At 47.7% G+C, this 11,888-nt stretch carries 10 protein-coding genes; 2 read left to right on the top strand and 8 right to left on the bottom strand.

Features of this window, described 5'->3' with window-relative positions:
- Positions 1 to 78: 78 nt before the first annotated feature.
- Together ACT6NU_RS11490 and ACT6NU_RS11485 are read right to left on the bottom strand one after the other, a co-directional pair.
- Positions 79 to 1,716 (bottom strand): CTP synthase, encoded by a 1,638-nt coding sequence (locus ACT6NU_RS11490; RefSeq protein WP_445381815.1) that lies wholly within the window; start codon positions 1,714 to 1,716, stop codon positions 79 to 81.
- 49 nt (positions 1,717 to 1,765) lie between these two features.
- Positions 1,766 to 2,008: a DUF3820 family protein gene (locus ACT6NU_RS11485; RefSeq protein WP_445381814.1), complete on the bottom strand. Its 243-nt coding sequence runs from the start codon at positions 2,006 to 2,008 to the stop codon at positions 1,766 to 1,768.
- A 43-nt stretch (positions 2,009 to 2,051) separates the two neighbouring features.
- Between ACT6NU_RS11485 and ACT6NU_RS11480 the strand changes: the two genes are divergently transcribed.
- Complete coding sequence (locus tag ACT6NU_RS11480; protein WP_445381813.1) at positions 2,052 to 2,930, top strand: hydroxypyruvate isomerase family protein; 879 nt, start codon at positions 2,052 to 2,054, stop codon at positions 2,928 to 2,930.
- Between the two features lie 7 nt (positions 2,931 to 2,937).
- Here ACT6NU_RS11480 and ACT6NU_RS11475 read toward each other — a convergent pair whose 3' ends face one another.
- From ACT6NU_RS11475 to guaA, 4 genes are read right to left on the bottom strand one after another with little or no spacing between them, the layout of a single operon-like run.
- Positions 2,938 to 3,417: a DUF922 domain-containing protein gene (locus tag ACT6NU_RS11475; RefSeq protein WP_445381812.1), complete on the bottom strand. Its 480-nt coding sequence runs from the start codon at positions 3,415 to 3,417 to the stop codon at positions 2,938 to 2,940.
- A gap of 38 nt (positions 3,418 to 3,455) precedes the next feature.
- Positions 3,456 to 3,860: an OsmC family protein gene (locus ACT6NU_RS11470; protein ID WP_445381811.1), complete on the bottom strand. Its 405-nt coding sequence runs from the start codon at positions 3,858 to 3,860 to the stop codon at positions 3,456 to 3,458.
- Positions 3,857 to 6,001 (bottom strand): LysM peptidoglycan-binding domain-containing protein, encoded by a 2,145-nt coding sequence (locus ACT6NU_RS11465; RefSeq protein WP_445381810.1) that lies wholly within the window; start codon positions 5,999 to 6,001, stop codon positions 3,857 to 3,859. Before ACT6NU_RS11465 ends, ACT6NU_RS11470 begins: the two co-directional genes overlap by 4 nt.
- 1 nt (position 6,002) lies before the next feature.
- Positions 6,003 to 7,532: a glutamine-hydrolyzing GMP synthase gene (guaA, locus tag ACT6NU_RS11460; protein ID WP_445381809.1), complete on the bottom strand. Its 1,530-nt coding sequence runs from the start codon at positions 7,530 to 7,532 to the stop codon at positions 6,003 to 6,005.
- Between the two features lie 637 nt (positions 7,533 to 8,169).
- Here guaA and ACT6NU_RS11455 point away from each other — a divergent pair.
- On the top strand, positions 8,170 to 8,724 hold the full coding sequence (locus ACT6NU_RS11455) for a pyridoxamine 5'-phosphate oxidase family protein (RefSeq protein ID WP_445381808.1): 555 nt from the start codon (positions 8,170 to 8,172) through the stop codon (positions 8,722 to 8,724).
- Here ACT6NU_RS11455 and ACT6NU_RS11450 read toward each other — a convergent pair.
- A complete protein-coding gene (locus ACT6NU_RS11450) occupies positions 8,713 to 10,086 on the bottom strand; it encodes a pyridoxal phosphate-dependent decarboxylase family protein (protein ID WP_445381807.1) in 1,374 nt (457 codons plus the stop codon). The genes ACT6NU_RS11455 and ACT6NU_RS11450 overlap by 12 nt on opposite strands.
- 54 nt (positions 10,087 to 10,140) lie before the next feature.
- The gene (gene bshC, locus ACT6NU_RS11445; RefSeq protein WP_445381806.1) at positions 10,141 to 11,745 is read right to left on the bottom strand and encodes a bacillithiol biosynthesis cysteine-adding enzyme BshC; all 1,605 of its coding nucleotides are present in this window, start codon (positions 11,743 to 11,745) and stop codon (positions 10,141 to 10,143) included.
- Positions 11,746 to 11,888: the final 143 nt, after the last annotated feature.

Raw genomic sequence — 11,888 nt, 5'->3', positions numbered from 1 at the left:
TGTTTATTTACCCCGGCCGGGTAGTTTTACCTGGCCTGAATGTATAAAGGTTTGCAAATATAGGACCAATTGGACGGTTTATGCCAAATGGGCATTGGTTCTTTGCATTTTATGTTGCAGCACTGCCTGTACAAATCCTACGAACAACGGGTGCGGATTGGCGACGGTACTCTTGTATTCCGGATGGTATTGAACCCCTATAAACCATGGGTGGGAAGGAATTTCTATAATCTCCACAAGTCCGGTTTCCGCGTTAATCCCGGAAGCGATAAGTCCGGCTTTTTCCAGGGCCTGTTTATAGTCATTGTTAAATTCATACCGATGCCGGTGGCGCTCCGAAATGGTCGGGATCTGTTTATAAGTTTTATATACTAGGGTATCCTCGGTGAGTTCGCAGTCCCAGGCACCTAGGCGCATGGTCCCCCCTTTATTGACAATGGTCTTCTGCGCCTCCATCAGGTCAATTACCGGATGGGTGGTATTCTCATTCATCTCGGTAGAATTGGCGTCTTCCATGCCCAGAACGTTCCGGGCGTATTCGATGACCGCCATCTGCATCCCCAGGCAAATCCCCAGAAAGGGAATGCCATTTTCACGGGCATACTTTACAGCCTTAATTTTTCCTTCTATACCCCGCTCCCCGAAGCCCGGAGCTACCAGGACCCCGTCCAGGTCTTTCATTTTCTTTTCCAGGTTGTTCTCACTGATGTGCTCCGAGTGGATGGAAACAACATTTACATGGACCTCATTAGATGCGCCGGCATGAATAATGGACTCCTGAATACTTTTGTAAGAATCCTGCAGTTCCACGTATTTCCCGATAAGGCCGATGGTGACTTCCGTTTTTGGGTTTTTAAGCCTTTGAAGAAATTCCTTCCATTGTTTCAGGTCCGGTTCTGAAGTGCCGGATAGTGCCAGTTTTTCAAGTGTAACTTTATCCAGGCCTTCTTCCTGCATCATTAGTGGAACCTCGTAAATAGTACTGGCATCTATAGACTGAATAACCGCCTCTTTTTTCACATTGCAGAACAGTGCCAGTTTTTGCTTGATTTCCTCCGAGAGTTCATGCTCGGTTCTGCAGACCAGGATATCTGCCTTAATCCCACTCTCCATAAGTGTCTTAACAGAATGCTGTGTGGGTTTGGTCTTGAGCTCCCCCGCCGCGGAAAGGAAGGGCACCAGGGTCAGGTGCACCACTATGGCATTGGAATCTCCCAATTCCCATAATAACTGGCGGACAGCTTCAATATAGGGCAGCGACTCGATGTCACCCACTGTTCCGCCTATCTCGGTAATGACCACGTCGTATTCTCCGCTATTTCCAAGGATTTGAATACGCTCTTTAATTTCGTTGGTAATGTGGGGTACCACCTGTACCGTCTTTCCTAAAAATTCGCCCCGTCGCTCTTTCTCAATAACGCTTTGGTAGATCCTCCCGGTAGTCACATTATTAGCCTGGGAGGTGCGAACGTTCAGAAAGCGTTCGTAATGCCCAAGGTCCAGATCCGTTTCGGCACCATCATCCGTAACATAGCATTCCCCATGTTCATATGGGTTCAGCGTTCCTGGATCAACATTAATATAGGGATCGAGTTTTTGTATCGTGGTCTTCAAACCACGGGCCTGAAGCAGTTTGGCAAGAGAGGCGGCAATGATTCCTTTCCCCAAAGATGAGGTTACTCCCCCCGTAACGAAGATGTATTTGGTAGCTGGCATTTGCGGGATGTTTGTTACGGGATTCAAAGATACGAATTGCCTGAGGAAATCAAGAGGCTTCCTCGGGAAAATCTTTTTGAATACGGTAAATCAGGGCTTCCAGACCATTCTCCCGTATCTCTAGCATACTTTGTAAAAATTGTCCCAACCGCCCCTCGGGAAAACCCTTCTGGCGAAACCAGAGCAGATATGGCAGGGGTAGCTGTACCAGGTAACGTCCTTTGTATTTTCCAAACGGCATGCGGTAATGTGCCATTTTGATAAGTTGTTTCCGGGCCAGGTGATTGGACATAGGTAAATTTAATATCTTATCTTTAATTAAATCTGTTTGCCGCGTGAAAAGAAGACGATTTGTTCAGCGATCCCTCCTGGCTTCCACCGCAGCCCTGAGCCCCGCGCTTAGCCTTGGTAAAGACGGGCATTTACGAGCTGACGGAGCGGGCTTGAAATTAAAAAACAATATCCACCACAGTGTATGTTACTGGTGCTATAACTCCATTGAACTGGATAGTTTCCTTGGGGCCCTGGCAGCAATGGGCGTAAAGGCGATAGACCTGGTTGGGCCGGATGACTGGCCCCTTCTCAAAATACACGGGATACATGCCTCCATGTGCTGGGGAGCAGAGTTAAACCTTACCGATGGCTGGAACGACCCCAATTTCCACGAACAACTTATTGCGAATTATACTGAGATGATTCCCAGGGTTGCAGCTGCGGGTTATACCAACCTGATCTGTTTCAGCGGAAACCGCCGCGGCATGGATGACCTGATCGGCCTACAGCACTGTGTTGAAGGCCTGAGCCGGGTACTACCCCTGGCCGAAGAACACGGGGTGGTGTTGCAAATGGAACTCCTCAATTCCAAAGTAGACCACAAAGACTATATGTGCGACCATACGCTTTGGGGCGTCGAATTGTGCCGGCGGCTGGCTACGCCGAATTTCAAATTGCTATTTGATATCTATCACATGCAGATAATGGAAGGGGACATCATCAGGACCATAGAAGAATACCACAGTTATATTGGGCACTACCATACGGGCGGCAATCCGGGACGGCACGAAATTGACGAAAGCCAGGAACTGAACTACCCGGCTATCATGAAAGCCATTCTGAATACTGGGTTTACCGGCCACGTGGCCCAGGAATTTATTCCTTCCTGGGAAGATAAACTCGCTGCCCTGCAACAAGGGATATCCATTTGTGATGTGTGAGGTCTTTTCAAAGGTCTTTCCCCAGTTCCCTGGAAATCCTGGCATTCCATTCCAACTGGGCCCCGCGGTTCCGGGAAAAATCCGTTTCCAGATCATAGCGGTCCTGAAAAAGGGACAATTCACGATTGATTTCGGTAAATAACTCCCTTACTTCTTCCCTGACGTTTTCAGAAAAAACCCTTTGGGATAAAATCTTCCTGAATTTACGCGCAAAGAGTTCAGAAATATCAAAATGAAGCTGTTCGTGGCTCAGGATTACAGAGTCTACAAGATCCGGATGATACCATGATTTATCGGGATAGAAAAAAGTATCTACCTGGAAATCCAGTTTGTATTTTCCATCCACCCCTTTTGCCGAGTAATTATAACTCAGGCCGCTGGCGGTGGTTGCCGCTACTTTCTTCCCAACGGGAGGAGCTGCCCTGAAATCTCTCCATTGCAGCGCATTTTCAGGCTGCCACAAGATGGCGCCTTCCTGGGCAAACAAAGATCCGGCGGATAAGAAAAAAAGTAATAGTATGTGTTTTATAAATCCCAAAAAAATCGAACTTCTTTCTCAATAGCTTCATGCAGACTATACCAGACCGGACAGGTTCTCCCTGTTTTTTCAAGAATTTTACGGTCTTTTTCCCCGATGGATGAAGGTAAATGCAGATCCAGTTCAATTCTGGAAATCCTTCTTGGGTCGGCAGCCATATGTTTGGTTACCTCCCCGTATGAACCTTCCAGATTGGCGTCCATCTTGTCGGCCTTTATGCCCATAACAGTCAGCATACAGCTTGCCAGGCCAGTAGCTACGGTATCAGTAGGGCTGAACGCCTGGCCCAGGCCGTGATTATCCACAGGGGCATCGGTAATAAAAGTATTACCGGATCTGAGATGTGTACATTCCGTGCGCAGGGCGCCTTTATAAGTTACTTTGGAGGTCATTGTTCGGATATTTCCCTGATTTGCAGGTTTTCGTATTTCAGGATATAGAATGATGTATTGTAGTAGCCGGATTGTGGATCTTTGATATAGTTGAATTTGTTACCGGTATAACGGGTTTCCCCTATCTGGTCTGCCACATCAAAAAGGTTCATTTTATAAGCCAGGCGCAGCAAGAGGTCCATTCCCAGATCAAAACCCCGGACAGCGTAACGGTCCGGGTCGCCGCCAAACCTCCTGCGATACCTGCTGATAAATGCAGAATTCGGGGCCTCCCGATAAACCGAAGGATAGGTAAATTCCAGATTGGATAAATGCGTTGCTGAAATCACGTCGCTATCAAAGGCCCTGTTTTTATTGGTAGTGAACATCCTGATGCGGGTGGTATCGGCATTGGAAGAATTCAGGATGGAGGTTACACTGGAAAGGATTTTAAAATTATCGGTTTCAACAAAAACCCAGTTGTCCTTTTCCTCAACCAGCCGGGACCGGAAATCTTCCATATCCAGTGAAATATTCTTCTCCTCTTCTTTCAGGGGGATCAGGTCCGCATCCGGAAAGGATTCCAGAATACGTCCCTCAGCATCCCTGTTTTTCTGATCGGAGATTATCATGATATGCTGATCCGTAACCGCTTCCTCCATGTACTCCAGCATCCGTTCCCGCAACAGCTTCTCGGTGGTGTAGGTGTAAAAGATATTTTCAAGAGGTAAATCCGAATCCACCGGGACCGGTGCTATTACAGGGACCCCCAGGGAAGCCGTACGGGCAGCTACCTGACTTATGGCTCCTGGTTCCAGTGGCCCGATAATGGCGCTAAGGCTACCCAGATCTTCCCGCATGATCAGGCTGTTAACCTTTTCGGCATTTAATTCGGTATCGTAGGTTTTCACATCTACCGAAACCCCCATATCGGCAATTGAATCCATAGCTACCAGCAATCCGGAATACAGGCCCAGACTGTATTTCAGGGCATTGTTCTGCTCTATACGTTTTTGGGTACCTGCTTCATCCTCCAACCTGAGGCGATCCAACCTGAAAGGAAATAAGATCATGAGTTTAGGGGTATTCATGACATTGATGCTATCTCTCAGGTCAAAGGCATCCAGGACCAGCGCATTCTTTACCTCAAGGCTGGCCGCCTTGTCTCGCGGGATCTTCAGGACCATCCCCGCTTTCAGGCCCATGGCAAGGTCCGGATTCAGGTCCAGTAATTCGCGATATCCCAGGCCCAGCTTGCGGGTAAGGGAATATTCGGTCTGTTTGGGCTTTACCTCGTAGAAAACAAAATTCTCAGTGTTGATTTCAGTAGAGTCTGCCTTCCTTTCCGGCAGGCGCAGTACCATGCCTTGTTGCAGGTTCCCCCTCTCGATAATCTCCGGATTCAACCGTATGATCTCTTCCCTGCTGATTTTAAATTCCTGACTCAGGCTGAAGAGGGTCTTTTTGGGAGGTACGGTATAGGATATATAGAGTTCGGTTTCCTTCTGCTCCACGTCGCTCCCGGCCGGTTTTGGGAGCTTCAGTTCCTGCCCTATTGCCAGATAGCTTGAAGATTCAGATAGCTCCGGGTTCAACTTCAACAGACTGTCAATGGAAATACCGTTGGCATGTGCAATACTCCAGCGGGTTTCCTTGGGTTTAACCGTGTAGGTAATCAACTCTGTTTCTTGGGCTGTCTCAGCATCCCGTCCTTCCGGATATACGGGTATCCTCAGAACCATCCCCTTCTGCAGGGATTCGGAATAGAGTGCAGGGTTATATCGCTTGAGCTCATCTTCCGTAATTTCATATCGCCTTGTGATGCTGAAAAGGGTTTCCCTCCGCCGCACCCGGTGGGACCGGAAAGCCGTGGGTTTATTCAGGTCGGTACTGTCGGTTGGTTTTGATATTGTTGAAGCCGCTTCCTCAACCCGGGTTCCACCGGGGATAACCAGGATGGTATTGGGTCGCAAGGGCGCATCTGCCCGTAATTCTTTATTGTATTCCAGTATTTTAGCCGGGGAAATCTGGTATTTCCGGGCTATGGAACTGATTGTCTCCCCTTTTTTTACAGCGTGCGTCCTGAATTGCTGGCTGCTGGCTTTACAACCAATGAGGAGGACTGTAAAAAGCAGTATCACATACCTGTAAGCGAAATTCATCTTATTCCCATTCTATGGTTGCCGGGGGCTTGGAGCTGATATCGTAAACCACTCTGTTCACACCCGGAACCTTATTGATAATATCATTTGAGGTCTTCTGCAAAAACTCATAGGGCAAATTAACCCAGTCTGCGGTCATCCCATCCGTGCTTTCCACTGCCCGTAAAGCTACACATTTTTCATAAGTCCTTTCGTCTCCCATAACCCCAACACTGTTAACGGGAAGCAGCATGGCCCCGGCCTGCCAGATCTTATCATACAACCCCCACTGACGGAGGCCACTGATAAAAATATGATCCACCTCCTGTAAAATGGCAACCTTCTCCGGAGTAATATCGCCCAGTATACGGATGGCCAGACCCGGGCCGGGAAACGGATGCCTTCCCAGGCGCTCATCTTCTATCCCCATACTGGCCCCCACACGGCGGACCTCATCTTTAAAAAGCATTTTCAGAGGCTCCACGACCTTTAATTTCATAAAATCTGGCAGCCCTCCTACGTTGTGGTGGCTTTTTATGGTTGCCGAGGGTCCTCCGGAAACCGAAACGGACTCAATAACGTCAGGGTAAATGGTCCCCTGCCCCAACCATTTGGCGTCTTCCACCATATGGGCTTCATCGTCAAAAACTTCTATAAAGACCCTCCCGATAATTTTTCGTTTCTTTTCCGGGTCTTCTTCTCCCTTGAGGGCATCCAAAAAACGTGCCGAAGCATCTACCCCCTTGACATTTAAACCCATATGCTTGTACTGCTCCAGCACTTCTGCAAATTCATTTTTTCGCAGGAGCCCGTTATTTACGAAAATACAATGCAGGTGAGGCCCTATAGCCTTGTGCAACAAAACGGCGGCAACCGTTGAGTCTACCCCTCCCGACAGGCCCAGGATAACCTTGTCACTCCCTATTTTTGCCTTCAACTCCTCCACAGTGGTTTCCACGAAGGCATCCGGGGTCCAGGTTTGTTGCAAGCCTGCTATATCTACGAGGAAATTCCGCAGAATGGTTGTCCCCTCCTTGGTATGGTACACTTCCGGGTGAAACTGAATCCCGTAAATCTTTTCTTTTTCAATCTTGAATGCTGCATTTTTCACATCATGCGTGCTCGCCAAAAGCTCCGCACCTGTCGGTAATTCTTTGATGGTATCGCTATGGCTCATCCATACCTGGCTACCGTTGCCAACATCCTTAAAAAAGGGGTCTTTGCTGATTGTGGTTAAATTAGCCCGTCCGTATTCCCGGGTATTTGAAGGTTCTACCTTACCCCCGCTGAAATGAGCAATATACTGGGCACCGTAGCAAACGGCCAGGATAGGCTTTTTACCGCGAATATCTGTAAGGTCAGGATGCGGTGCATCATCTGCACGTACCGAGAAGGGTGATCCTGAAAGGATAACAGCTTTGTACTCACCGAGGTCTTCGGGAAGGTGGTTATACGGTTTTATTTCACAGAAAATATTGAGTTCCCTGACGCGCCTGGCGATCAATTGGGTATATTGGGAACCGAAGTCGAGGATCAGAACGTTATTTTGCATGGGCAAAAATAGTAAAATGCCCAAACTAAGATCAGCGCTTATGTAGAATATTTTTTATAGATGTCAACATTTAAACCTGGGGCCAAAAATTTTCCGGGCCCTCATTTTTCACTAAAAGAAAAAGGACTGTAGTTCAGCCGGGGCTGATATCTCAAAGAACCGCTGGTACAGAAATACAGCTCAGGAAATAGTCTTTCTCCCTGAGAAAAAACCAAAATAAAGCTTATCTTAATTATATAAACTTATTAATTAAATGATAATTCTTATATAACTGGTTATTATAATTTTAAATCAATTCCTACAAATTATTTTTTGCCGTATGCCGGCCAATTTTTTCAACTTTTCAGGGAGTTGTGCCTGTACCAAAAAAAATCCCGGTGAAACCACCGGGATTCTTTCTTCCCCCGGTCTCCCGGGATCAAAACCAACCTAAACACATGAACTAATTATGACACAAAATTGACTAATTCAATATTTTCTGTGTTGCTTTGGAAAGCCTCCCTCAGATTGTTGTGACAGCTGAAGAGAGGCGTATTAATTTCCTTTTTCATAGCAACTTTGATATTATAACAACCCAGCTCTGAAATACCCTACCCCTAAATGGATTTTTTTTTTAACTTTAATAAAAGATTCAAAATTGAACGAACACTATTGGCAGGAATTAAAGGAAGATTTGCAACAGGGTTGCAGTAAGAAAGATCACCCTTTTCGCTACGCTACCTTCGCTACTTTAGGCCTGGACCGGATTCCAAGATTGCGCACCATTGTCTTAAGAGAAATGAACCCGGAAGACATGGAATTGTTGTTTTATACAGATTCCAGGTCCAAAAAAATTCTGCACATAAAGGAAAACAAGCAGGTAAGCTTATTGTTCTACAATCCGGATAAGTTGATGCAATTGCGCATTGAAGGCATTGCGATTCAGGAGAAAGACCCAAAAATCGTTCAGCAGCACCGGGAAGGGGTGGCAGCCAGCTCCCGTAAAGATTACACCACCAAGGCCGCTCCCGGATCCGAAATTGGCAACCCGGACCAGGTTGAATACCTGGATAGGGGCGATTTTTTTACTCTGGTGCGCATTTACCCCTTTAAAATTGAATACCTCAAACTCAAAAGGCCAACACATCTGCGGGTACGCTATTCCAAGGTAAAGGACGGAGATGGCTGGAAAAGTGAGTTCCTAGTCCCTTAAGGTATCCAGGATCATTTCAATATCCTTTTCCTGAGTATCCGGATTGATAAAACAAAATCGCAGTACGGTTTCGGCCTGCTGGCCATGACCCCACTTTGTAGGGGTAACTAAAGCCAAGCCCGCTTCGTGGTTGCGGTAGGTCCATTCCGTATAGTCCGAAGGCCCCCAGGCAGGCTTTCGAAAAAGGACGCAGGACAGGCTTGGTTCCCGTACCAGTTCCAGACCTTGCCGTTCCCTGATCATTTCCCCGGCCCGGTTCGCCAGGTGTATTCCCCTTTCGACTGCCCATTTATATTTATCCGTTCCGTGTGTTGCCAGTGAATACCATAAAGGAAGCCCCCTTAGCCTGCGGGTAAGCTGTATCTGATAGTCTGCAGGGTTAAACCCCCTGGCCCCCTCATCCTTGAAAATATCCAGATAAGAGCCCTCCTGTGAATGAGCTTTTTGCGCCAATTCAGGATTTTTGTAAATGATCGCTCCGCAATCATAAGGAGAGAAAAGCCATTTATGAGGATCAATGGTCACGCTGTCTGCAGCTTCTATCCCGTTGAATAAATGCCTTACGGAATCGGCAGCAAGTGCTCCGCCCCCATAGGCAGCATCAACATGGAACCAAAGTTCTTCTGTTTTACAAATGGCCGCGATACCCTGCAGGTCGTCAATAATTCCTGCATTAGTAGTCCCCCCGGTGGCCACGACCGCGAAAAGGCGGTCCCGTCTGGTTGCGTCAAGAGCTGCGATGCTTTGCTGTAACTGCACCCCTCCCATCCGGTCTTCAGTATCCACAAGGATTACCTCAGCATCAATAACCTGGGCCATGGCCTTGATGGATGAATGTGCCCCAATAGAGGTAATGATAATTCCTTTTTGCTGGGCGTGCCGGCTTTCGGAGCGCCAGTGCTCCCTTGCCGTTACCATTGCAGATAAATTGGCTGCCGTGCCACCGCTGGTAAATACCCCAAAAGCCCCTTCCGGCATTCCGGTCAGGGAGACGAGCCAGTCCATAGCCCTGTTCTCGCAGAATATGCCACCGGCCCCTTCCATCCAGTAAGCCCCGTGTACAGACGAAGCAGATGTAATCAGGTCAAACAGGATTGCAGCGCGGGTAGGGGCTGCCGGCACAAAAGCCAGATGCCTTGGGTGGTCAATGGGGACCGTAGCTTTGATCAGCACGTCCCTGAATAACTCAAATGCCTTCTCCCCTCCTATCCCGGCCCGGGTAATGGTTTCACCAACAACTGCTTTGAGGTCTTCTTCTTTCCGGGGTTTTCCCAGTTCCGGGCTGGTATTGGTGATACGGCTGATGGCATATTTCATCACATCCAGTGTCATTTCTACCGTGTCGATATCTAGCTGATGCATATCTGTGGGTTTAACCACAAAGATACGGCAGGCCGGATGATAATTCCGTAAGTTTCAGGGATAGATCAGAATGGAAAACTCCTGTGAAAGGGGGTTAAAGGCCTCAAGCAATTCATCAATCAGGCCGGGGCCGGATGCTATGTAGAATTCAGCAAAGTTCATGCTGCGTTCCTGCAGGTTTCCATTGGGGAAAAGGGCGTTCTGAAGGATGGTAAGCCGGTTGAGGTGGTCTTTTAATTTGCGTTTCTGCGCTTTTAGCAACCGTTTTTCAAGATGGTCCAGGCCCTTCAGTTGCTTAACTTCCTGGGCTTTTACCGCCCCCAGAAAGGATTTGTCCGTTTGTTCGGCCAGGGCGTATAATTCCCTGAATTGTTTTTGCAGATGCTCGCGCTGCGGGCTGAAATCAATATCGATTTCGGATATCTCACGGACCTTTTTGTCCAAAAGACGCTGCTGGTCCAGGAATAGTTCCTGCAGGCTAATATTCAGTTTATCTGCTTTTCGTGCCTGTTTCTCCGATACCAGTACTGCAGAATTTCTCAGAAGCAAAATGGGAAAGGGAACCTGGCTTTTTTGAAAGTATTTCTGCAATTCCAGCCAGTAAGCCAATTCCCCGCCCCCACCTATATAACAAAGGTTGGGAAGGATGCTTTCCTGATAGAGCGGTCTTGTAATCACGTTGGGTGAGAACCGCTCCGGGTATTGCTTTAGTTCGGCCTTCAGATCAGCGGGACTGAATTTCAAATCCGTGTTCAGGACATGAAAGAAGCCGTTTTCCTCCACCAGCCGCTCCCGTATTCCTTCCTGCAGATAAAAATAATTGATTTCCCTTGGGCTTACCTGAACCGGATAGGCCCGCTCCAAGGCTTGCAGCTGTGCTAGCTGTTCATTTACGGCCGTATGTCCGAGATTGTCAAAAATATCTGCTTCCATATAGGGGGTAAAGGCAGCTTTCAGCTCTTTGTCGTCCCCGTCCAGGATTACCAGACCGGTTTCTCCAAAAAGCCTGTTGACCAAAAATCTGGTGGCATCCGTAAGTTTAGAATGTTCCAGGTATGCCTCACGGAACAATCCTTTCAAGGCTGAAGCTGCGTCCCCCGGACCGAGGTCTGCCGCAAACTGACGGTAAACTTCCTGCAACCCCTCTGTAGACATCCTCCCAACAGCCCCGCCACTTTCCCGGTTCCAGTGAAATGCCTTCCCGCGGAAGTTAAAGTGGTTTATTTCCTCAAAATCGTGGTCTTCGGTTGCCATCCAGTAAACGGGAACAAAGTAATACTCCGGATAGTGCTGCCGTAACAGCCTGGTTAGCTTTATAGTGGAAACGATCTTGTGAAAAAAGTAAAAAGGTCCTGTAAACAGGTTTAGCTGGTGCCCGGTGACTACCGTAAAGCAATTTTCATCAAGAAGAGCCTCCAGGTTCCGTGAAGTTTGGGAACTTGTCCGCATTCCCTTGTATTGCCGTCTCAGCGCCTTTACCAGGGTGTCCCGGTTCGCGTTGGGGTAATGACTCCCTTTTTCCCTTATTTGCTCTTCAAAGGCCTGGATTTCGGGAAATCGGCTATAAAACTGGCTTAGGTCTGGGTCCTGGTCCAGGTAATCTGTGATCAGACTGGAGAAATAACCGGTTTCCTTAAAAGGGATACCCTCTGCTTTCATCTGTTGGTTTGATTGTTCCAAAGATAGTATTCCGAAGGCTAGGATATCCTAAAAATACGTTAAGAAACCTTCCTGAACCCCTTAGGGCTGCCACTTGTCGAATATTATTTTGAGCAGAAAAGATATGCTTTAGATTGTTTAGA

The organism is Robiginitalea rubriflava, assembly GCF_052540725.1.
This window is presented reverse-complemented; position numbering and strand designations above follow the sequence as displayed.